This is a genomic window from Alkalihalobacillus sp. TS-13, assembly GCF_019720915.1.
Taxonomy (GTDB): Bacteria; Bacillota; Bacilli; order Bacillales; family Fictibacillaceae; genus Pseudalkalibacillus.
Map to the genome: position 1 here is coordinate 145,444 of NZ_JAHKSI010000004.1, position 21,930 is coordinate 167,373.

Below are 21,930 nucleotides of genomic sequence, written 5' to 3' on the forward strand. Positions count from 1 at the left end.
AGTGATAGCGATTGAGGAGAAAGTAAGATATGATTGCCCACAAATATACAAAAGATAAGTAGTAACAATTTCCTTCATTAAGTTGCATTGGATCCATCCATACTCCTGATCATGTTGAAATTTGATAAGAACTCATCCATTCCTAAGTAAATTAAAAAAGCATCTGAAAGGATGAAGATAATGATTAGATTAATGAATCCACAGTCTGGATATTTTGGTGATTATGGGGGGCAATTTACTTCAGATACAACCTTGGGAGATCTTGCAGAAGTAGAAGAAGCTTTTTTCCATAACAGGAAAGATAAAACGTTTTTACAGCAAGTAGATGTATTGCGTCGAGAGTACTCATGCAGACCTACCCCTCTTTATTTTGCTAAAAACCTGACGGATGAGCTGGGTGGTGCCAAGATATATTTAAAACGTGAAGATTTGAATTATACCGGATCATACAATTTGAACAATACGATTGGACAGGTCGTTCTCGCGAAGCGTATGGGAAAAAAGGTAATTATCACTGAAACAGGGTCAGGGCAACATGGTGTTGCTACGGCAGCGGTTTCAGCCAATTTAGGACTTTCTTGTATGATATTTATGGGCGAAGATGATATGAAGCGCCACCAGCTCAATGTTCAAAAAATGAATCTGTTAGGAGCGGAAGTGATTCCTGTTTCCTCAGGTTCTAAAACGTTGATGGATGCCATCAATGAAATATGGCGATACAGGTTTGCTTCTCCTACAGATACCTATCATCTTTATGGAACCGTAATCGGACCTCACCCCTATCCAATGATTGTTCGAGAATTTCAAAAAATAATCGGAAAAGAAACTCGTGAACAGATCCTTGATAAGGAAGGACATTTACCAGATTCCATCATTGCTTGTATAGGGGGAGGTAGTAATGCGCTGGGTATTTTTGATCCTTTTTTAGAAGAAGAAAACATACGGCTAATCGGCGTAGAAGCAGGTGGTAAAGGAGTGGATACAAACCAGCATGCAGCAACTTTAACAAAGGGGACCGTTGGGGTTTTCCATGGAGCCAGGAGTTATGTCGTAAAGGATCCATACGGACATACCCAACCTGTTCATTCGATATCGACTGGGTTGACGTATCCGGGAGTGGGACCTGAACTTGCTTTTTTAAAAGATAATGGCAACATTGAATGTCATTATCAAGACAATCAGGAAGCGTTAGGTGCTTTTCATTTGTTAAGTCGTACTGAAGGTATCCTTTCTGCTCTTGAAAGTGCGCATGCAGTTGCTTTTTGTGTAAGAGAAGCCCCCAAGCTTCCGAGAAATCATTTGATGATTGTCAACCTTTCAGGACATGGTGACAAAGATCTGGATGTGGTACTGGATTACACAAGAAACCATAAAAAAGAGCCTATAAGGATTTTTTGATCAAGTATGTGACCGGAACTAAAATACAACAATGCTTTCTTTGAACAGGGTTTCCTCTTTAAAAAATCAATAAGTTTCATCTTGTTTCGTACAATTTCTAATGTTTGGTGAATTGTCAAATGGCTGAAATTGTAGAAGTATATATCAGCCATTTGGAATCGTTTAGATCTTATCCATACATGAATAGAGTGATTTGAATCCTGAACCTACATGTTCGATTTGTACAATATCCCTTTTTTCATAGCATTTGAAATGATTTGAGTACAATTACTTGCACCAAGCTTCAACCTTATGTTTTTTATGTGATTTTTAAGCGTGTGTATGGAAATGAATAGTCGATTGGCGCTTTCATCTTGTGTTCCTCCATTAAAGATAATATCCTGCAACACTTCTAGTTCTCTATTGCTTAAATATTGGGTTGCTGTCTTAAAATTAATGGCAATCTCGTGTTTCCGATGTAATTGTTTACGATATATTCTTAAAAACGTTGATTGATAATCCGTTCCAAAGAAATGATGATATTTCATGAAATGGAGTATGGCTTCTTCAAGTGGAACCTTAAAATTATAGAAACCATATATGCCTAACCTGATACAAGTGATGAGAAAATGGGTATGCGCCCAACCGGACGCAATAATCATTTTCGTTTGATCGGTTTTATGGACCAGTTGTCTAATTTGGAACATAATTTCACTGGAGGGTTTGTTTTGATCCACTACATAAAGAAAAAAATGAAACGACTTTGATTCTAATAGAGTAGTACCATGATGAAAATCAGAAGTATACGTAAGGTTCTTGATATAATCCGTTTTAGTATTCTTTATTTTCGGATAGATTGAGTGAGGATCTAGAACTAATAACTTTATATCCAAACCTTCTTTCATTCTAAGCCCTCCTCTACGATTTTTGTAAAGTGAAATAGGGTCTAACAAAGGGATAGATTGTCCAATAGGATAAAGAAGTGTTCATAAGAACACATTCATTTAAGAATTTAGCCCCTTCTTTTTTCATAAACTTTCTTTAAGTAACAGGTCCCTTTTCTGATACAATTCCGGGATTGACTAGGCTCTTGTGTCATAATATTTTTCCTTTCTTATGCGATGTGAAATTATTCTAGCATGCATAGATTACGAAAATTTCTTATCGTTTGCTATTTTTTAAGTACCTGTATGGGTAGATCATCCTGATCTGAATGAGATTTACGGAGAATGGTACAGGACCTGGAAAATACGTTGGCTCAATAAAAAAGCGTACAGAGGATGTGAAATACGAAGATTAACAACCTTATCCCCTGTTTTAGGTAACGGTACACTAGAACAACCGATGATGAGTTATTTTTTATAGAGATCATTTCAGGAAACATTGAAAGTAAATATGAGAAATGAAAGAAAAGGTACAGGTGGTTCAATCATGAGACAAGCAAAAGAATATATATTTATGCGGGAGCAATCTGGTGTTTTCTTTTTGCGTTAATGAGCTTTTATTGGGTGAGTGGAGGAATGTTCGGTATAAAATCTGTGGGTGGTTCCGATTATAATCTTGCAAAAAAGCGGGAAGCTTCATTCATTGCTGTTGTTTGGATTACTGGTTTTATAAAAATAGGAGGAGGGTTATTTTTGTTGCTCCTTCTTAAATAATAGTCAAAAAAACTAACAAATCTTTTCTATATTTTAACGCTAATAGCCGGTATATTCCTTTTTTTATACGGATTTGCAAACTTCACCACGGTTTTGCTATCACAAGTCGGTGTATTCTCCCTTAAACTTGAAAAAGTCGCTCTTTGGGGGAGGCTTTTATTTTGGGAACCTTTTTGGATGGTAGGTGTTTCTACCGAAAAATTAGGATATGGTAAAAGAGCGAATAAACGATAACATCAGACCACCTTAGCCCGTCATTATGGTTAAGGTGGTGTTGTTACGATCTAAAATTAGCTTCTTGGAATAACAGGGAGAACAATTGAAGAAGGGTGTTTTTGATCATGCAAGATGGATTGTCGAGCAACTACAGCATCTTGCTCTTGATCCTCTCCAAAATCAAGCCCTGTATTCGGATTCCGATCCCAACGTGGAAAGCTGCTACTCGTGATATCCAGGCGAATGCGATGCCCTTTTCTGAACAAATTACTCGTGGACCATAAGTCGATTTCGTACAGATAAACTTTTTCTGGTTCGATTAGGCTAGGTTTTTCCCCTGTTGCCGTGTTTCGAAAGCGGGCACGAATGATGCCATCGGTCAAATTCATCGCTGAATCATCCGGATGAACATCAACTAATCGCGCAACAAAGTCCGTATCCAATGCACTTGAAGCAGCCCAAAGTTTCACTTTAATCGGACCGGTAACTTCGACGTCTTCTTCTAATAAGGAGGTGGTATACACCAATACATCTTCTCGTAACTCAATCTCCCTTTGGTCGTAGGCACCACCGTTAAAGTCATTTGGCATCATGATGGCTCCACCTTTTGTGGTAACCGGTTTTAAAGGATCGTAGGTAAAATGATCCGGTGTTTCGTTTTCAGGGTAAACAGTACTGAGTATGCCATCGCCTCGAAGTGTATTTGCATGACCCCGGCTGTGCAAATAATACTCCGTATAATGGGTACGATTCAAAGGCCATTCGTATTCTTCTCGCCAGATATTCTCACCCATCACAAAAAGTTTGATGGGAGCTTTACCGGCGATATCACTGTCTATTCCTTTTAAGAAATGATCAAACCATTGTAACTCAAGTCCAACCAAATCGATAGAAGCTGAATCAGCTGCGATGCCAAAATTCAATTCACCAGCTTGCTGACTATGATCCAAATGTTGCCACGGACCGATGACTAATTGACTCTGACGGGCTTCAAGGCTTCCTCCTTTATCACGCATTTGTAAAAAGTTTTCGATTGTTCCTTGTAAGAAAATATCATACCACCCAGCAATATTGAGTGTTGGAATTGTGAATTTATTATACTTTCCTTTTAATGATAAGTGATTAACATATTCTTGATCCATTTCTCGATTGATATGCTCAAGAATAGAAGGTGCCACTTTGTTACGAATAAAAGGCGCAAAATTTTTTAAAGGTAGAGAATGGATCTCTGATTTCAATTGATCAATGTCCGAGATTAACTGCTTTGTAGCTGCAGCAAGCTCTTGTTGATCTGGATAAAGTCTTGGTAGTGTGTCAAGATGCATTCCTAATTGCCAATAGGACAAGAAGCCAAGTTCGAATGCGCCTCCCCGGTACAACATTCCATTAAAAGGATCACTCCAGGAAAATGAGGGAGCTACTGCTTTCAACGCATTTGGATGATGCAACATACCAGCCCACTGTGTAAAAGCAAAATAAGATGAACCAAACATCCCGACTTCACCATTACTAAACGGAAGTTTGCTTGCCCAATTGATTGTTTCATCACTATCAGAAGCTTCGTACCTACCGGTCAGGATAGGGTCCCATTCTCCTTCTGAAGCTGATCTTCCTCGTGTATCTTGAACAATGACGATATATCCCTGCTGAACCGCGCGGACAATATCGTAATACCCAAAATGGATCGGGGGAGCGTCCTTACCATAAGGCAGGCGAGTAAGAAGAACGGGCCACTTTCCTTCTTGATGAGGTCGGTAAATATTGGCTCGTAAAACAGTCCCATCCCGCATTTCAACAGGTACATTTAGCTCTGTGATTATTTGTTTTTGCTGTAGATTCGTCATAGTATATATCCCTCTTTTCAAGTATTTTTATATCCACTCTCACGCTTACGATGGTTAAAACCACACCGATGGAAGTAACTGAGGCTGCCACCCAAGGTAGTGCTTGTAGATTCAGCAAAGGATTCTCCATCGTCAGTCCCCCCAAAAATGCGCCAAGTGCATTCCCTAAGTTAAATGCAGCGACATTTAAACCGGAAGCAAATTGTGGGGCATCAGAGGACTTTTCTAAGATATACATTTGCAGTGGAGGTATCGGCGCAAACGCTACGATGCCCCAGATAAAAATCGAGATGATTGCCATAATTGGATGGTGAATGGTAAAAGTCATACCGGTCAAAACAATGGTCAGTGCAACCAAGCACCCAAGTAAAGTGGGCATTAAACGCCAGTCAGACAGTTTTCCCCCTATAATATTACCAACTAACGAACCGATTCCGTAAACAAGCAAAATCGTGGCTACATCTTGTGAAGCGATTCCTGTAATTTGTTCTAACAAGGGAGTAATATAAGTAAAGACGGTAAAAACGCCCCCAATACCAAAAACAGTCATGCTTAATGCCAATAAAACCTGAGGGCGACGCAATACCCTGGCCTGTTTCCGCAAGGAAGGTATATCTTCTTGTTTCATTGAGGGAATAAGCCACGCCATTGCTGCGAGTGATAAAACGCCTATTCCCGTAATCACATAAAAGGGAACGCGCCAACCATAAGTAAGTCCCAAGTAGGTACCCAAAGGTGCTCCCAACACGGTAGACAGTGTCAAACCCGTTGCCACTAATGCAAGCGCACTTGTTTTTTTGTCAGGTGGTGCGAGCTTCGCTGCCATCACATAACTTTCACCAAAGAAACTCCCATGCATAAAGGAAACAACAATCCTTGCGATCATCAAAAATGTATAATTCGGGGCCAATGCGCAGAGAATGTTTCCAATAGAAAATCCTGCGATCAGCATCAAAAGTAAAGTTTTTCGAGAAACTCTGGATGAAAACAAGGACAGTACTGGAACGCCCACAACTACGCCTAATGCATACCCTGTAATTAAAAGGCCAGTTGCAAAAAGAGATACTTCTAAATCATGGGCTATAGTAGGTAAAAGTCCCATAGGGACTAATTCAGTTGTACCAATTCCAAAAGTCGCCAGAGTTAACGCCCAAAGTGCTATCGGCAACGACTGTGTCTTTTTGTCCACCTCAGTGCGCATCGGATTGGCCTTTCACTTTCTCTACAGGAATCTGAACTTCTGCGATATAATAGTTGGCATCCAGTTTGTCAGGATGTAGAAATAATTCTCGACGAGGTTGATCTTCCTTGATCCGAAATCCATTTTGTTCAATCCAAAATCCTAAATCAGCGCTTGCCGAGCAAGGACTCGCTGGATGGCAACGGTGCACCAGCGTTGCCATCATCGAAGTCTCAGGCAAAAGACGGATGCAAAGATGTGAATGGGACGACATCTGTTGTTGTAATCGGTATCCCACTTCTAAATCAATCTCCTCTTCACATTCTTCACATCCATGCCAGAGTACGATTTGAGGAAAGGAAAGAGAGAAACATTTTTCCAAATCATCCTCCAACTGATCAAAAAGTTGGGGAATTTGTTGAATGGACGAACGTTGACGTAAACAAACGATACGCTGCGCTTCCACTTGTTTCAACACGACCTCCTGACCCGTCTCTATACCACCTTCTTTTTCTACTTGATGCAGTCGTTCTTCAATGCGTTTTAATCGAGCTTGTTCATTCTCAAGGAGCGTTTGAATTTCGGCATGTTTCAGTCGGAACATCCCGCGGATTTGTTCCACTGGAACGTGATCATCCATTAACTGAACAATTTGATTAAGCGTGAATCCCAAATCCTTAAAAGCTAGAATACGATTCAGTTGAAAGAGTTGATCGGCTGTATAGTAACGATAACCCGTATCCGCATCAGTATGAGTCGGCTTTAACAGATCGATTTGATCATAATACCGAAGAGTTTTCGCTGAAACCTGAGATAGCTTGGAAAACTCACTAATTTTAAACATTGCTTGATCTCCTTTCCGTGGGTCTACCTACATCATTGGGTTGTGTTTTGAGTATATACCTTCCTGTGCAGGGGAAAGTCAAGACAGATGAATGTGAAATGGTCAATACTGCTCTAGAGACATGTAGGGAAGAGATGATCCGTAACTGTATTGCATTATTTAATTAGTTTTTTTATTATCTCTATAAAAAAAGACCGCAATGCGGTCTTTGGATCTAAGTTCAAAATTATATTAGGTCGGTCTTTTAATTGTTTTCTCTCTTAGCTTAGGATTTTTCAAAATGTTGGCGATACCCCTATTGTACTAACAGAAAAGAAAATCTCCAGAAAAACAACTGGAGATTTTTTAATAAGGACAATATGGGGTAGTGACAGGGTTGCTGTCATAGGCCGTAAAGTAAATTACAATAAAAGGGAAATATATAAAAAGGCAATAGATACTCCTTATTTTTCTATTTCATCGAGCTTCCTTGCGAAATTTCAAAGAATTAGAGGAAAATAGCCTTTCTCTAAACGATCAGTAAGACTAAAATGCTTTTCTTCATTTAATACATTTACCTCACTTGATTCTATTTCTTCTTTTGTTTTCAAGTAATTTGCGCAATATCCACATGCACCCTTAATAATCCCAACTTCTAATGCTTCAACATAAACTGAATTAAATGGATGTTTTGGTTGAGCAAATTCTTTAATTAACTGTGTTCCAGTTCCATCAAAATAGATCTCAACCTCATAACCCGCTCGATATAATTCGATACCATAAAATAAACCATGGTAGGCTCTCCCCATATCATTAACTCCTGATTGAATTACGATTACATATTTCTTTTCCACTATTCTCTACCTCCATATAAAAGATGAGATATATGATTTTAGTTTTACTCAATTTTTACTTATCATTGAGTAAACACTTAAACCTTCAAAAAACAGGAAGAAAACACTAATTTCCTGAATGAGTGAATAAGGTTCTATAACTAATAACTCGTGTTCACACCTTCTTCCTGTTAAAGAGTTCATCTCCGTAATAGAACACGGAAACTATAAGGGATTTCTTTCTACAGGGACCCTGGTTATTTTATAACTATCTAGTTATTTGTTTGATTTTAGCATGTAATTTTCTCTAATGTTTCTTATCGATTGCTATATTTGTACAGGATGGAATCAATAGACATAAGTATGATGCATCCTTTCTTAGACGTATAGTTTGAATTATTTTATCCATTATTTGTACTTGTCTAGAGTTCTAGGAGAAGAAAAAGATAGAAAAGAGGAAATGGATCAGAAGAAAAACCTATCTTGAACATCTTACTTAAATTTAACGTGTGAGATTCACCATATTCAGGGTCCAGGGCCACCTTTAATTGCTTCTTTTTTAGAGAGAAGATTATACATTTTGCAATGAACAAGTAAATTTTAAAGTCCTCCACCGAAAAGCGAGTGGAGGACTTTAAATTATTGGTTTGCAAGTTCACGTACGATTTAACTAAGTTGGTAAATGCCCATTTTTAGATCTTATATTGGAGCATAGGATAAATACATAAAAAAGCCTGTTAAACTTTCGGAATAAAAGTCAAAGACTATCGGGCCTTAAAAACAAAAGAAGTCTATATACGACAAAATCTCCTGGTATATGAAAGGGCTCTTTTGTGAGAAACTAATAGTAGGACAACTTATTACGAGGGGGATTTGTATTGAAAAACGTATGTTCTCTTAAAATATCATCCCATCGTTTCCGTTTATTGAATATCCTAGAGTTGTATAAGTTCTGCCAAAGCTGTTCCAGTAACATTTATATTTATGCTAAAGAAAAATGTTGTAAAGTCGAACAATTACCGAGGCTAGTTTCTTTTGTGATAAGTATTCATTGTCAGGATCTTATGATTGTGATAGAGGGAAAACATTCGATGAAGGATAAGATTCGTCTTGAAGACTTGTTGAAATTAACTGATCCAGTTCAAACTAGAAGTTATACAGTAAATTCATAATCATTCAGATAAGGAAGCAGCGTGATCCTTTACTAGACACTGGCTATAGGCGATTTGATTTCGGATCGGATATAAATCATGAAGCTTTGAAAAGAATAAGGAAGTTTAAAGATGGATAGAAGGAAAGATCGTTCTAGCTCATGGAGATAAAGGTTTTGAAGTTAATGGTGACGAGGAAATCCCTACAGCTTCTATAGGAAATGTCCTGATGGTGAACAGTAACGTTGATGAAGATGTTGTAATTGAAATCACAAAAATAATCAATGAAAATTGATTCATATACTAGTGTTAGTTGAAAGGATTAATAGGATGGAATAATTGAATCAATAAACGACTGGAATCATAACGGGGGATTCCTTTTTGTTACACTTTTCGGTTCTTCAAAAAATAAAGGTGCTACTTTGGTCTAAGCCTTCCGTATATACGGTTTTTTTTGGAGAGGGGTCAGATATCGAAGTGTTGATCGATGAGCCAATCATGATACTTTGAATTTATCCGATGCTCAACGGTAAAAGAGTTCTATCACTCTGATATATGGATGATTCATTCTGAGGTTAATAGTCTCCTATACCAGAGTGATCAAGGATTTCAATACCTCTAAAGGAATTCTACTTATCATTTTTCATAGGTTTCTTATTTTGGAATAGGGGTATATATAGACCGTTTGTCTATACTTTATGTCAGTGATGAGTACCGTTTCCTTTCTCGAGTCTCTTCTTTTTGGATCCCATTTTTAGCACTAAAATGATGAAATGATTTCTTTCCGATTGATACTTTCCTTACCCTTTTCGAGGAAACGATCGATCAAATATGGAAGGGAAGAAATGATTGGCGGATCATCTAAACGAGGTGAACGGAGATTCATTTTGTGAAATGGGACAGGGGAATACGGTTCAATAATGATTGGTTCTTTCAGCCCACCTTGTAGTGATTTGTAGGAAAAGAGCATATCAATACCTTGCATCTTTTTGGACACAGATGTGGCCTTCAGGTAATAGGCGCCTGGTTTAACACCGGTAAAACAAAAAGCTCCTAAAGAAGAAAGCATTGTTCCGTATAATGGTAATCCTTCAAAGATCGGTTTGGCAAATAATCCAACAAAAATAAAACCACTAAAAGGAACATCTGCCTGGACAGTCCCTTGTATCTTGCCACCTTCACTTGCCTTAGGTAAAGATGTCGTGTGTGTTGACATGGAATTGGACAATGTCCAATCTTGTAGCATAGATAAATAGTTGTTGACTTCCTTTTTTGAGTTTCGAAATTGTGACGGTGTTACCCCTACCCGTTCTGTAAATCGTGTTGTAAATGTGCCCAAACTCTCCTGACCGATTTCCAGTCCGATATCCCGGACACTTAAATCTGTACATAACAGCAGGTCTTTTGCCTTTTGTATACGTAGTGAAGAAACATAGTATTGGGGTGTAAGACCTGTCCTTTCTTTGAAAATACGAGTGAAATGATATCGACTATAGGCTGCTTGATGGGTTAACCAGGATACCGATAGGGGTTCATGAAGATATTGGTGAATATACTTGATCACTTCGTCTAGTTCTGGATATCTTTAAGACATCATTATCCACCTTCCTACTATTCATTTTTTATTTCAAGGGGTACCGCCAACATTGAAATAAAGTGGACGGTTGTTTTGTTTTGTGCTTTTTGTATTTTTGCTACTTTCACCACATATTCTGGCGGTTCAATTAATCCTAATTTATCTAAATTATACAATAGGGTATAACCTCTTTTATAATCGAATCTTTATTTAGTTAACATAAGATTAACAATATGTTTTGTCTCAAAACTAATAGTATTCTTAAGATATTGAGATGAAAGGAAATGTAGGTATGGACAAAAAACCTAGTCTCTTAATTGTAGCTATGAAATAAAGTTTGAGCAAAAATACCTCGCAAATCCTTATTTTACGATAAATAAGAAGAATCCATTTTGAAAAAAGATTGATCAAAAAGGATTCTTCTTTAGCAGATTTAAGTTTGGTTTTTATAAAAAAGTTTGATCACTTTCTACCTGTGTTGCTCTACAATCGCGCCCGATTGTTGAAGATCGTTTTTTAGACTTATCTGTATTCGCTTATTGCAGAAAAGCCCCCGATTGTTGAACAATGTTTTTCTCTTTTTACTGTTCCATTTTTTCAATTAATCCATCATCATCTCATAGATGGATTTTTCTTACCTCACCTATAAACCCTATATTTAAACAAACCAATAACTAAAACAATTGGAAAAATTGATATTATTTAATAGTTGCAATATTATATAGGCAATGAGGATGGTGGGTGACTAGGAGGGTCAAAGTGAATTGGGAAACTCTACCTGGATGGTTTTGGACTATATATTACATTTTTTTATTAACAACACTGGGGTTGGCTATATTTAGGGTTATAAAACAAAAATCTAAGTTTTTTCCATTGTTAGTAATCGTTATCTCCTTAACAACTCCATGTGTAACACTAATTAATAGTATTGGAAGAGCAAGAGGAAGGAACGAGTTTGAACATTTTTTGAATCAATTACAGGGTGGAACTTTTTGGTCTTTATTCACAATTTTAGGGCACTTATTTTTAGTAGGGTCTTTATTTTTTTTCTTTATAAAATCAGAACTGAAAATAAAAATGCAATTTGAATATTTTATGAAATTTAAAGTTAGCCCTACAGATATTCTAAAAATATCTAACCAGTATGATTTAATGAAAACTATTTTTCTAACCTATCTCATACAACCTATTTTCAGTTTGCCCCTTTGTTTCAAAAATGTATTAGTAATTAAAAGGGGCTTCATCCATTAGTGATGACTGCCCCCTAATTTAATGGAGTTAGAAGTTAATCAACTTATTGCGCGTTTATTGTATATAGCTTTCTATGCTATATTATACTTTATAAAAAATGTGAGGTGAATATAAATGGATATAGGGTCTATCATTTCTTTTTTGGGTACAGCTATATTACTTACCTTGATACCTGGGCCAGATAACCTTTTTGTTTTAGCCCATAGCATATCCAATGGTAAGAGTTCAGGGATCTCAACCACATTTGGACTTTGCACAGGTCTACTAATACATATTACTGCCGCAACGTTAGGAATTTCTGCAATTATCTATCAATCAGCTTTGGCTTTTGCTATTGTCAAATATGCTGGAGCAGCCTACTTGTTATATCTAGCTTATAGAGCATTCACCGCCAATGATACTACTCTCAACGTTGAGAAAAAAGGTTCTTTAAGTTTTAAATCTTCATATAAAAAAGGTGTAATTATGAATCTTTTAAACCCAAAAGTTTCTCTTTTTTTCCTTGCCTTCTTGCCTCAGTTCATTAATCAATCATATGGAAATATTACTTACCAAATGCTCATGTATGGCATTATATTCCTAATTCAAACATTAGTTATTTTCACAGTAATAAGTATCTTTTCCGAAAAGGTGGGTTATTTACTCCGTAAAAACCCAATCATATCAAGAAAAATTAATATTATTCAAGGCTCTTTATTTACCCTTATTGGATTAAAAATTGCTTTTAGCCAAAAATAAGTATTGAAGACGATTAATTTTCTTATGTAAAGATTATACCTTGGAAAAATGATCCATTGTTAGAGATCTTTTTTCTACATTGCCTAATTAAAATTTAACGAATAATTTAAAAAAAGGTTCTCATCCAAATATCTCGAAACTGAGTCTTCAACTATCCTGCCCTTTAACTTAATACCAATTATTTCAAAATTACATCTTTTTCACAATACTTTGTTCCAGAATATGGCCCTACTCCTAAAGAAAGAGCACAACTCTTGTTACAGAGTTGCGCCCGATTCTGAATAATGTACATAACTTTTATTAGCTGATATTGTGGAAGAAACTTATTGTGTTACTGGAAATATTGCAAAAAAAAGGAAGAGAATTAATTTCAAAGGAGGAAATAACATGGATAAAAGAGTTCAGTTTGATTTTGTAATCGAATTTACCAATGGCGGTGGGATTCAAGGACAGGAATTCCGTCTGGACATTACTGGAGATAATATTTCTGATCAAGAGTTAGCTAATTATATCGTACAGGATATGAGATTACTTATGGTTGGTAAAGTTAGAATTCTTAACAAAAAAATTATTATTGAAAAACACAAACGTAGACCCCTTAACGAAAAACCTGAGAAGGAAACATTTATTGATTTAAGCCATACAATTGAACATGGACTGGTCACTTACAAAGGATTACCTGCTCCTATTATTTGTGATTATTTAAGTAGAGAGGAATCACGAGATCTATATGAAGAAGGAACTGAGTTCCAGATTGGCAAAGTTGAAATGGTTGGTAACACAGGAACCTATTTGGATTGTCCCTTTCATAGATATAGCCAAGGCAAAGATCTATCAGAAATGAATCTAGTAAATTTTGTTGATTTAGAAGGGATCGTTATTCGTGTTAACCATAAAGAAACACTTGCTATAGATGCTGACTTTTTTAGAGAAAAAGAAATAAGAGGAAGAGCCGTACTTGTGAACACGGGTTGGGATCAATATTGGAATAGTGAAATGTATTTTGAAAACCATCCGTACCTCACCCGAGATGCTGCACAATATCTAATAGATTGTAGAGTAAAACTAGTAGGTATTGATTCTATGAATATTGATAAAACACAAGGAAAATCAAGGCCAGTTCATTCGCTACTACTTCAAGAAGAAATTCCGATTGTAGAGCATTTATGTTGCCTTGATCAACTTCCAGATGAAGGATTTACCTTTACAGCCATTCCACCAAAGTTTAAAGGGGTTGGCACCTTTCCGGTTAGAGCAATGGCAAAGATCTTATAAATTTTTTTAGTAAATAGGGAGAAAACAAAAACGATCTAATCGCATTTTTTCTCCCTTTATCTTTTTTTACAATCGTGTCCTTTAGTTTAAGTTAAGCGAATGGGCAATTAAACCAAGAATTATTAAGTTACCTAGGGGAGCATATCATCATATGAGTACGCCAAAATTTTTATCTTTTCCCGATGTTGATTCCATTATAGCCCCCCTTTCGTATTATAAGATCATATATCCAGTACCTAGGTTGGCAGGGATTCCAGTACATATCAAAGAGCAAAATACTAGTCTACCAAAAACAGCTATTATTTTCGTGGATTGACTCTGAGGATCGTTCCACATGGATCCGAAATCCAGTAACCCTCTGAATTTTTATGAACCTCCACTTCGTCTCTTCTATTAATGTGACTCTCCTGCAAATATTTTTCTACCGTTTTTACATTTTCCGTTTGAATCTCCAGCCATACATCTTGTTGTGAATAATTGTCCATACAGTCCAACCGTTGATTTTCATCCAAACCCGTAGTCCTTATTCAGGAAACACTTCCAAAGCAATGAACTGCGTGACTTGGGAATCATTGAAATTGTTATCCGATACGAGGACAAGACTATCATGACCGTTCTTTAACCTTTTACCCCAGGACATGCCTTCGATATTATCCAAATTAGATAATCCGAGTTCATTCATATTAAGTACAAGTTGTTTGCGAACGGGTACAAAATCACGGTTTTTAATTGTATCCATATCCTTTATATCCGTTGCGTTTTCAGTATTGATTTTGTATATACGAATGTAATTCTTGAAACTTCCATCTACTGATTGGACCCCGGACCGTTCCAGTATCAAAAATTCATGATCATTAATCGAGAGGATATCGGTTACCCCATTGTCCGCATGCTTTCCGGGTCCTGGTTCTGCAGGGATTGGATCAATGTTATAAGCATATTGTGCCTTTACATTGCCATCACGGTCGTACCGGGTGATTCGTGAAACTGCTCCTGTATCCACAGTTGGAACGCTACCGTCCTGAAACAAAGGACCTTCCATTACAGTCCAGTAGGAAAGTCCGTCTGGAGAAAAGGTGCTCCCCTCGAGTGAAAGGTTGTTCCGGAACCCTTTTGCCGATTGCTTATCCATTTTTACATTTTCGGATATCGGCAATCCCGATTGATAAGTCCCGTTTAAAGTAGCGTGACGAATCAGAGGATTCATGTCCAGTGAACGATCTCCCTCACTTGTATACCAGACCCCCCCGTTTCTCGTGTCATACCTGATTGATTCGAAATCCGGTACATCTCCTTCCATATCTGGATTGTATTGTTCCTTACTTGGATACAATGTGCCATCCGGTTGTTTTAAGAACGTCACATCAGTAAACCTTACTGACTTGAATCCTCTTTCATTATATCTCAGCTTTCCAGTATAGTAACGAGCAGGGTTAATCATGGACCTGTCATCACTGATGATGTACCATTGATGTTTGCGAGGATCATATGACAGCCCGGAGAATCCACCCAGGCTCGTCCGTCTAAATTTCGCATTGTTTGGAACAATCTTAGAGCCTATCAATTTCAAATGATCGACGGAATGGACAGGAGGCCTGTCCTCCTTATTCACCATCCATTCCTGATGTTGATTGGCTTCTTCTTCGCTTTTGGGTTGATTTCTGTTTTCATCCGCTAGTACCGACTGAAACGAATACACAAGTAAAAGAACCGCAATTATACTGATTGATAACCATCTTACACTCCTCATATATTCTCCTCTCCTCTGCTAAAATCGCTATTATCACATCCAGATTATATGGAATGGAACTCACCTGTTCAACGGTCTTTCGATCCTTTTTACAATTAACATAGAAACTTCTTTTCCTCTCAATAATTATATCTATCAAAAAAACCAGGGAAGAGCTCCCCGGTCAATGCATTGACGACTTCTTATTTGATACCCTTCTAATCTCTAATTTAGCGTTTTAAATGGTTTCCACATCATCTAAAACAAAAAAGGAAGCCATAGGTGTAAAATCGTGTAATCCTTCACTTTCTTTTAATACTTATAATAAGGGAAACCAAAAGAAATAACGTCAAGCCAATGGTAATCCATACCATCCCCTCATTCCCCTTAAAAAATGCATCATATACCATATAAACATAAAGCAGCAGCGTTAAGGAAATAAAAAACCACTTTAATACTTTTACAAATAATCCTCTTCCTTTCATTTTCCAAGCAGCTAGAAAAGTTTCATAGTTTTAAAGGGTCTTAAAGAAAGAGAGAGTTAAAGGAAAGTTCGGAAGCTTCGCTCCCATTAGATTCTATACCGGGAACAGCTCAAGTAGACTTCGGAGAAGCGCCATTCAAATATGGTTCGGAGATTATTAACCTTCCTTACTTGGTGATGTCCTTTCCATACAGTAACGCTTTTAATTTTCAGGTATTCCATTCTGAAAATACAGAATGCTTACTGGATGGACTAAAAAGAATGTTTCACCATATGGGGGGCGTACCAAAGACGATTCGATTTAATAACCTTTCTCCAGCTGTAAAGAAAATCCGTTCAAAAGGCGAACGAGAATTAACAGATGCGTTTCAGCGATTTACCCTTCATTTCGGATTTTCTTATGAGTTCTGCAATCCTGGCAAAGGAAATGAAAAAGAACATGTAGATGCGATGGTTAAATATGTACAATTTCCTTTTACCCGAGTGTACGATAGCACATCTCGATCAGTTTAATGAAACATTATGGGAATTGGCAGAACAAGACAGGGATCGGATTCACTATGAAAAGAAACAACTACAATCCGAGCTATATAAATAAGACCAGAATGAGTGGCTTATGCTTCCTGAGAAAGAATTTGAATGTGCTGCTTATCAAACGGTAAAAGCTGATAAATCAGGAATTGTATCAATTGAAAAGAAACTCTATTCCACCTCTCCGAGGTTTGCCAAAGAAGAAGTGATCGGAAAGCATCCCAGGATCCTTAGCGGAAATGATATTTTAGCCTATCATGGACCTTAGTGGACATCAACAGCTTATTTTTAAAGGTTTAATGTCCGCTATTGTCTATTATAGGACATAGAAAATTGCTTTTCTTTGGACGTGAGCGCGTTATTGCACACAACAATCCGGAACAACAGAATTTATCCCCCGGGGATTGTCATTTAAACATTTTCATCAAAATATGTTCCCCAATCTGGCTGTGTACCATCAATATCCGTGAATCCATATTCTTTGGCCAGACCCCATGAACTTAACACTTGTCCTGTTTTTTGGAATACATTTTTATCACTTGCTAAAGCGGCGATCCCTTTACCAATATAAAAAGGCGTCTCAGACGCAATAAAATACGGCTCAATTTTAGTCCCTTCCTGCCAGTTATTTTCTGTTACCCCGAAATGCTGAAGCATAGCTTCTGATCGAAGAAATCCCGGTGTGACAGCAACGGAGGTAATGTGATACTTTTTTAAATCGTGTGCCATGGCTTCTGCCAAATGAATGACTGATATTTTTGCAAGACTATAAAAGAGGTTACCTCTGTAGTTATAATTCACGCCGTCTGTAATTTCTACAACCAGTCCTTGTCCACGGTTTACCATCAATGGAACACCATAGTGACTTGTGATGATATGTGAGTGGATCGCTTGTTTTTGCATTTTTAATCCGTCATCTAGGCTATGTTCCCAGAAAGTTTGATCCCAATTGGTTAATGGATCTCCTCCCCAAACATCATTGATCAGAATATCAAGTTGTCCGTTTTGTTCTTTACTAATCTTCTCAAAAAGTGCTTTGACCTCCCTTTCGACAGTGTGGTCCACTTTAACCGGTATTCCTTTTCCGCCTTGTTGTGTCACCAGTTCTGCTGTTTCTTCAATCGTTTCGGGTCTTCCCATAGGGGAAGGGTTTCCCCTTACGCTTCGACCAGTAACATATACAGTGGCACCGACTTGACCGAGCATGGCAGCAATTGCACGACCGGCGCCACGGGTAGCACCAGCTACAACGGCAATTTTGTTTTCTAACAGATTCATGTACGTTCCATCTCCTTCCCTTACATTAAATAAGAGTATATAATAAAAACACGACACCTTCTGTCATGTTAAATGAAAAAAGAAATATATTTGCTCAATAAAGGATGGATACTATGAGAGCGGATAGATTGATGAACATTATGATTTTACTACAGAACCGAGGGAAAATGACGTCTAAGGAATTGGCAAATGAATTAGAGGTTTCAGACAGAACCATCCTTAGAGACATGGATGCTTTAAGTACTTCAGGGGTACCCATTGTTTCTGAAAGAGGAAAAGAGGGGGGCTGGCGCCTATTAGACAATTTTCGGAGTAAACTAAGTGGATTAACAATCGAGGACATGAAATCCCTTTTTCTTTTCCCTTCAGAGGAATTGCTTAATGATTTAGGACTGAACACCCAATCACTAGATACCAGGCAAAAGTTACTTGCATCCATCCCAGTAAATTATCGAGCCGAAGCACAAGCGATGTGGGAAAGGATTTATATAGATACAAGTACATGGCGACAATCCAAAGAAAAAGTGAACGACCTCAAAATAATTCAACATGCTGTTTGGGAGAATAAAAAGCTAAAGATTCACTATGAACAGGCTGACGGACGACAAAAGGAACGGTTGATTGAACCGTTGGGCTTAGTAGCAAAGGGAGACAAGTGGTATCTTGTTGCATTAAGAGATGGAGAACTTCGTAATTACAGAGTATCACGAGTACATTCTGCAAAAGTTCAAAATGAAACATTTAAAAGACCCATTGATTTCAATTTAGCAACATACTGGGGGCAATCAAAAGTAGAGTTTATACAAAAATTACCGAAATATGAAGTGCAAGTAGAAATAGACCCAGCAATTATTAAGAGAATTAATTTTACAAGTAAATTCGTTCAAGTCTTAAAAACGGAAAGTCCAAACGAAAACAAATGGATACCTGCAACTTTAAGTTTCAATGATAAGCAAGAAGCTATAGAGTACATATTGGGATTTGCAAATAAAATCAAGGTTGTCTCACCTAAAGATCTTCCAGATAAAGTCGTGTCATCGGCCAAGTCAGTTATTAATTTTTACGAGGATGCATAACTTCTAAAGATAAAACGGGGATGGATGAAATATCCATCCAAGACTGCATATTTTACATGTATCTTGGAGTTACCCCGATATATGGATGATTCATTCTGAGGTTAATAGTTTCCTATACCAGAGCGATCAGGGATTCCAATACCTCTAAAGGAATTCTACTTATCATTTTTTCATAGGTTTCTTATTTTTGAATAGGGGTATATATAGACCGTTTGTCTATACTTTATGTCAGTGATGAGTACCGTTTCCGTTCTCGAGCCTCTTCTTTTTGGATCCCATTTTTAGCACTAAAATGATGAAATGATTTCTTTCCGATTGATACTTTCCTTACCCTTTTCGAGGAAACGATCGATCAGATATGGAAGGGAAGAAATGATTGGTGGATCATCTAAACGAGGTGAACGGAGATTCATTTTTTGAAATGGGACAGGGGAATACGGTTCAATAATGATTGGTTCTTTCAGCCCGGCTTGTAATGATTTGTAGGAAAAGAGTATATCAATACCTTGCATCTTCTTGGACACAGATGTAGCCATCAGATAATAGGCGCCTGGTTTAACACCGGTAAAACGAAAATCTCCTAAAGAAGAAAGCATAGTTCCGTATAATGGAAATCCTTCAAAGATCGGTTTGGCAAATAATCCAACAAAAATAAAACCACTAAAAGGAACATCAGCCTGGACAGTCCCTTGTATCTTGCCACCTTCACTTGCCTTAGCTAAAGATGTCGTGTGCGTTGACATGGATTTGGACAATGTCCAATCTTGTAGCATAGATAAATAGTTGTTGACTTCCTTTTTTGAGTTTCGAAATTGTGACGGTGTTACCCCTACCCGTTCTGTAAATCGTGTTGTAAATGTGCCCAAACTCTCCTGACCGATTTCCAGTCCGATATCCCGGACACTTAAATCTGTACATAACAGCAGGTCTTTTGCCTTTTGCAGCCGGATGGCCGAAATATAATATTGAGGTGCAAGACCCATTCTCTCTTTAAAAATACGGGTGAAATGGAATTTACTATAGGCTGCATGCCTGGCTAATTCGGACACCGAAAGCGGTTCGTGGAGATATTGATGAATATACTTGATCACTTCGTCTACTTCTGGATACTTTTTAGGCATCATGTACACCTTCCTATTGTTCTGCTTTTCTTAAAGTGACTCGCTTGGAGATACTATGCAAGGGTTAGGAGTTACACCCGATAATTTGGTCCATTTCTCGAAATGGATAGCCTCTGGTAATTGAGATGTAAATACTTCTTTTAAAATATTGGGATACTAAATTCACTTTCAGACCCATTTAAGTAGCGAGTTCCTCCCTCCTTTACTTTCGAATTGCTTATGAGATACACTAAACAGTATAAATTGGCTATATTCAGAAAAATTGAATAAAAAACGCCGATTTTTGAATAAAATTGTCAGGGTGATCAAATTGTGAATACGAAAAAGTCTAATGATTTACCGTTTGCTCAAGTACCACCTGCGTTAATGCACCATACTCATAATGGTGATGGAATATTGTTTACTGAATGGAGAAATGTACCTCCCCAAGAAGTTCATGTATCCAACCTTAAGAATCACGAAATCAACATTAATTTGACACCAAACCCCGTTAATATGTGGGAGAAAGTTGATGGAAAAAGTACCAAAGGGCAATTAGCCTTTGGCGATATCATTATCTTGTCTGCTGGGGAAAGTAGCCTTTGGCGATGGGACACCGACTTAAGTTTTTACAGGATTGAATTACCTCCAGATCTTCTGGGGGATGTTGGAAATAAATCTGAAATGGCATTCAACGGTCCGATAGAGCTTCATCATATTTTACAGACACATGACCCGAAGCTCTTTCAGTTAACACAATGGCTGATGGAGGATATCAAACAGGGAGGAATAGGGGGCAAACTTTATGAAGAGTCATTAAGTAATCTTTTAGCACTACATGTACTAAAACGTTATACTTCTACAAAATTCGACCCGTATAAGCCAAAGAATCTCTCCGATCGTGAAATCAACACAGCTATCCAATATATACATGATCGGATAAATCAAAATATTTCTTTAACTGAGTTGGCCAGAGAAGTTAATGTCAGTCCTGCTCATCTAATACGTTTATTTAAAAAAGCAACAGGCTTTCCCCCCCATCAATACGTCATTCAATTAAGAGTCAATCGTGCAAAGACACTGCTTTTGACAAAAAAGGTGTCAATCAGCGAGGTTGCTGCTGAAGTTGGCTTTGCTGATCAAAGTCACTTTCACCGGCACTTTAAACGTCTTGTCGGATGTACACCAAGAGAATACCTGAAGATGGCCTGAACAGAATAGACAGTCAAACTGTCACTGTTCATTCGATCGAATTGAAACACATCTAACGAAATGCTGCATCACTAGTTTGGGTGCTACTTAAGGGGGAGTTCTTGCTGGTGTCGAAAAGATTTTTATCAATATTTTCGAAACTACAAAGTAGGTCAACTCCCCTTTGGATGTCAACCACTGTCTGAGTATATTGTCTAATATTAGTTATGGTCTCTATCATAAGATTTAATATCTGTTCCTCAGATAAATCTTGTGGAGTACGACTTCGCATGGCAGGGGCAGTGATTAAAAGAGAAACGATACCTTTTAAAACTAAAGCTTCAGCTTCAGACAAAAATGTGGTTCGATTGCCTTGACCTGATGCATAAAAACAACCGCAGGGAAAGATCCATCTGTATTTGGTAAGACCTAAATAAGACACATCTCTAATCGAATAACCATCCTTTTCAATGCACGAGGATTCCTAAAAATCTAAAGACAAAGAACGCTCATAATCAAACAACTTATACCACTCTCCTTAGGACTCCGGTATTTGAAGAGTTTATACGATAACTTTGCAGCTTTTTTAAACAGCAGCTCATGAAATTCTTCATTGAAA

At 37.5% G+C, this 21,930-nt stretch carries 21 protein-coding genes and 1 pseudogene; 10 read left to right on the forward strand and 12 right to left on the reverse strand.

The genetic code is table 11. From position 1 onward, the window contains the following. Positions 1 to 180: 180 nt before the first annotated feature. The gene (gene trpB / locus KOL94_RS21530; RefSeq protein WP_221568743.1) at positions 181 to 1,398 is read left to right on the forward strand and encodes a tryptophan synthase subunit beta; all 1,218 of its coding nucleotides are present in this window, start codon (positions 181 to 183) and stop codon (positions 1,396 to 1,398) included. A 206-nt stretch (positions 1,399 to 1,604) separates the two neighbouring features. On the opposite strand, the gene KOL94_RS21535 is transcribed toward trpB, so the two are convergent. Next, positions 1,605 to 2,282, reverse strand: coding sequence for a response regulator transcription factor (locus KOL94_RS21535; protein WP_221568744.1), 678 nt, complete (start codon positions 2,280 to 2,282; stop codon positions 1,605 to 1,607). A 615-nt stretch (positions 2,283 to 2,897) separates the two neighbouring features. Between KOL94_RS21535 and KOL94_RS21540 the strand changes: the two genes are divergently transcribed. Further along, positions 2,898 to 3,035, forward strand: a complete 138-nt coding sequence (locus tag KOL94_RS21540) for a hypothetical protein (protein WP_221568745.1) — start codon at positions 2,898 to 2,900, stop codon at positions 3,033 to 3,035. Between the two features lie 290 nt (positions 3,036 to 3,325). Here KOL94_RS21540 and KOL94_RS21545 read toward each other — a convergent pair whose 3' ends face one another. The 6 genes from KOL94_RS21545 to KOL94_RS21570 form a co-directional block, all read right to left on the reverse strand. Next, positions 3,326 to 5,095 carry a CocE/NonD family hydrolase gene (locus tag KOL94_RS21545; protein ID WP_221568746.1) on the reverse strand — a complete coding sequence of 590 codons (1,770 nt, stop codon included), beginning with the start codon at positions 5,093 to 5,095 and terminating at the stop codon, positions 3,326 to 3,328. Then, on the reverse strand, positions 5,043 to 6,284 hold the full coding sequence (locus KOL94_RS21550; RefSeq protein WP_311775210.1) for an MFS transporter: 1,242 nt from the start codon (positions 6,282 to 6,284) through the stop codon (positions 5,043 to 5,045). Before KOL94_RS21550 ends, KOL94_RS21545 begins: the two co-directional genes overlap by 53 nt. A gap of 1 nt (position 6,285) precedes the next feature. After that, positions 6,286 to 7,119 (reverse strand): MerR family transcriptional regulator, encoded by an 834-nt coding sequence (locus KOL94_RS21555; RefSeq protein WP_221568748.1) that lies wholly within the window; start codon positions 7,117 to 7,119, stop codon positions 6,286 to 6,288. Between the two features lie 479 nt (positions 7,120 to 7,598). After that, a complete protein-coding gene (locus KOL94_RS21560) occupies positions 7,599 to 7,952 on the reverse strand; it encodes a hypothetical protein (RefSeq protein ID WP_221568749.1) in 354 nt (117 codons plus the stop codon). Between the two features lie 1,890 nt (positions 7,953 to 9,842). Next, entirely contained in the window at positions 9,843 to 10,646 is an 804-nt protein-coding gene (locus KOL94_RS21565) for a helix-turn-helix domain-containing protein (RefSeq protein WP_311775211.1), read from the reverse strand. Between the two features lie 47 nt (positions 10,647 to 10,693). Further along, a complete protein-coding gene (locus KOL94_RS21570; protein ID WP_221568750.1) occupies positions 10,694 to 10,834 on the reverse strand; it encodes a hypothetical protein in 141 nt (46 codons plus the stop codon). Positions 10,835 to 11,417: 583 nt separating this feature from the next. Here KOL94_RS21570 and KOL94_RS25470 point away from each other — a divergent pair. The 4 genes and pseudogenes from KOL94_RS25470 to KOL94_RS21585 all read left to right on the forward strand — a co-directional run bounded on the left by KOL94_RS25470 (position 11,418) and on the right by KOL94_RS21585 (position 13,922). Further along, a complete protein-coding gene (locus KOL94_RS25470; RefSeq protein WP_260412590.1) occupies positions 11,418 to 11,909 on the forward strand; it encodes a hypothetical protein in 492 nt (163 codons plus the stop codon). A gap of 114 nt (positions 11,910 to 12,023) precedes the next feature. Further along, complete coding sequence (locus KOL94_RS21580; protein ID WP_221568751.1) at positions 12,024 to 12,647, forward strand: LysE family translocator; 624 nt, start codon at positions 12,024 to 12,026, stop codon at positions 12,645 to 12,647. Between the two features lie 387 nt (positions 12,648 to 13,034). Continuing rightward, a pseudogene (locus KOL94_RS25700) lies at positions 13,035 to 13,253 on the forward strand (cyclase); the annotation flags it as partial. A 21-nt stretch (positions 13,254 to 13,274) separates the two neighbouring features. Further along, positions 13,275 to 13,922: a cyclase family protein gene (locus KOL94_RS21585; RefSeq protein ID WP_311775214.1), complete on the forward strand. Its 648-nt coding sequence runs from the start codon at positions 13,275 to 13,277 to the stop codon at positions 13,920 to 13,922. Positions 13,923 to 14,221: 299 nt separating this feature from the next. Here the strand turns inward: KOL94_RS21585 and KOL94_RS21590 are convergent, their stop codons facing one another. Both KOL94_RS21590 and KOL94_RS21595 read right to left on the reverse strand, forming a co-directional pair. Beyond that, positions 14,222 to 14,407: a hypothetical protein gene (locus KOL94_RS21590; RefSeq protein ID WP_260412592.1), complete on the reverse strand. Its 186-nt coding sequence runs from the start codon at positions 14,405 to 14,407 to the stop codon at positions 14,222 to 14,224. Between the two features lie 38 nt (positions 14,408 to 14,445). Next, entirely contained in the window at positions 14,446 to 15,672 is a 1,227-nt protein-coding gene (locus tag KOL94_RS21595) for an esterase-like activity of phytase family protein (protein ID WP_221568752.1), read from the reverse strand. Positions 15,673 to 16,408: 736 nt separating this feature from the next. On the opposite strand from KOL94_RS21595, the gene KOL94_RS25925 reads away from it, so the two are divergent. After that, the gene (locus tag KOL94_RS25925) at positions 16,409 to 16,648 is read left to right on the forward strand and encodes a hypothetical protein (protein ID WP_483298097.1); all 240 of its coding nucleotides are present in this window, start codon (positions 16,409 to 16,411) and stop codon (positions 16,646 to 16,648) included. A 103-nt stretch (positions 16,649 to 16,751) separates the two neighbouring features. After that, positions 16,752 to 16,934, forward strand: a complete 183-nt coding sequence (locus tag KOL94_RS25930; protein WP_483298098.1) for a hypothetical protein — start codon at positions 16,752 to 16,754, stop codon at positions 16,932 to 16,934. Positions 16,935 to 17,077: 143 nt separating this feature from the next. On the opposite strand, the gene KOL94_RS21605 is transcribed toward KOL94_RS25930, so the two are convergent. Further along, the gene (locus KOL94_RS21605) at positions 17,078 to 17,944 is read right to left on the reverse strand and encodes an SDR family oxidoreductase (protein ID WP_221568753.1); all 867 of its coding nucleotides are present in this window, start codon (positions 17,942 to 17,944) and stop codon (positions 17,078 to 17,080) included. Positions 17,945 to 18,057: 113 nt separating this feature from the next. On the opposite strand from KOL94_RS21605, the gene KOL94_RS21610 reads away from it, so the two are divergent. Next, a complete protein-coding gene (locus KOL94_RS21610) occupies positions 18,058 to 19,020 on the forward strand; it encodes a helix-turn-helix transcriptional regulator (RefSeq protein WP_221568754.1) in 963 nt (320 codons plus the stop codon). A gap of 287 nt (positions 19,021 to 19,307) precedes the next feature. On the opposite strand, the gene KOL94_RS21615 is transcribed toward KOL94_RS21610, so the two are convergent. Next, on the reverse strand, positions 19,308 to 20,141 hold the full coding sequence (locus KOL94_RS21615) for a helix-turn-helix domain-containing protein (protein WP_221568755.1): 834 nt from the start codon (positions 20,139 to 20,141) through the stop codon (positions 19,308 to 19,310). 312 nt (positions 20,142 to 20,453) lie between these two features. Between KOL94_RS21615 and KOL94_RS25705 the strand changes: the two genes are divergently transcribed. Continuing rightward, positions 20,454 to 21,332, forward strand: a complete 879-nt coding sequence (locus KOL94_RS25705) for a helix-turn-helix domain-containing protein (protein WP_221568756.1) — start codon at positions 20,454 to 20,456, stop codon at positions 21,330 to 21,332. 52 nt (positions 21,333 to 21,384) lie between these two features. Here the strand turns inward: KOL94_RS25705 and KOL94_RS21625 are convergent, their stop codons facing one another. After that, entirely contained in the window at positions 21,385 to 21,753 is a 369-nt protein-coding gene (locus tag KOL94_RS21625; RefSeq protein ID WP_221568757.1) for a hypothetical protein, read from the reverse strand. Positions 21,754 to 21,930 lie beyond the last annotated feature (177 nt).

Bases quoted from the DNA above. Each gene is read 5' to 3' on its own strand.
- KOL94_RS21535 (WP_221568744.1), bottom strand. From the start codon at position 2,282: ATGAAAGAAGGTTTGGATATAAAGTTATTAGTTCTAGATCCTCACTCA.
- KOL94_RS21590 (WP_260412592.1), bottom strand. From the start codon at position 14,407: ATGGACAATTATTCACAACAAGATGTATGGCTGGAGATTCAAACGGAA.
- KOL94_RS21595 (WP_221568752.1), bottom strand. From the start codon at position 15,672: ATGAGGAGTGTAAGATGGTTATCAATCAGTATAATTGCGGTTCTTTTA.
- KOL94_RS21540 (WP_221568745.1), top strand. From the start codon at position 2,898: ATGTTCGGTATAAAATCTGTGGGTGGTTCCGATTATAATCTTGCAAAA.
- trpB (WP_221568743.1), top strand. From the start codon at position 181: ATGATTAGATTAATGAATCCACAGTCTGGATATTTTGGTGATTATGGG.
- KOL94_RS21580 (WP_221568751.1), top strand. From the start codon at position 12,024: ATGGATATAGGGTCTATCATTTCTTTTTTGGGTACAGCTATATTACTT.
- KOL94_RS21545 (WP_221568746.1), bottom strand. From the start codon at position 5,095: ATGACGAATCTACAGCAAAAACAAATAATCACAGAGCTAAATGTACCT.
- KOL94_RS21610 (WP_221568754.1), top strand. From the start codon at position 18,058: ATGAGAGCGGATAGATTGATGAACATTATGATTTTACTACAGAACCGA.
- KOL94_RS25930 (WP_483298098.1), top strand. From the start codon at position 16,752: ATGCTTCCTGAGAAAGAATTTGAATGTGCTGCTTATCAAACGGTAAAA.
- KOL94_RS21605 (WP_221568753.1), bottom strand. From the start codon at position 17,944: ATGAATCTGTTAGAAAACAAAATTGCCGTTGTAGCTGGTGCTACCCGT.
- KOL94_RS21615 (WP_221568755.1), bottom strand. From the start codon at position 20,141: ATGCCTAAAAAGTATCCAGAAGTAGACGAAGTGATCAAGTATATTCAT.
- KOL94_RS25925 (WP_483298097.1), top strand. From the start codon at position 16,409: ATGGGGGGCGTACCAAAGACGATTCGATTTAATAACCTTTCTCCAGCT.
- KOL94_RS21555 (WP_221568748.1), bottom strand. From the start codon at position 7,119: ATGTTTAAAATTAGTGAGTTTTCCAAGCTATCTCAGGTTTCAGCGAAA.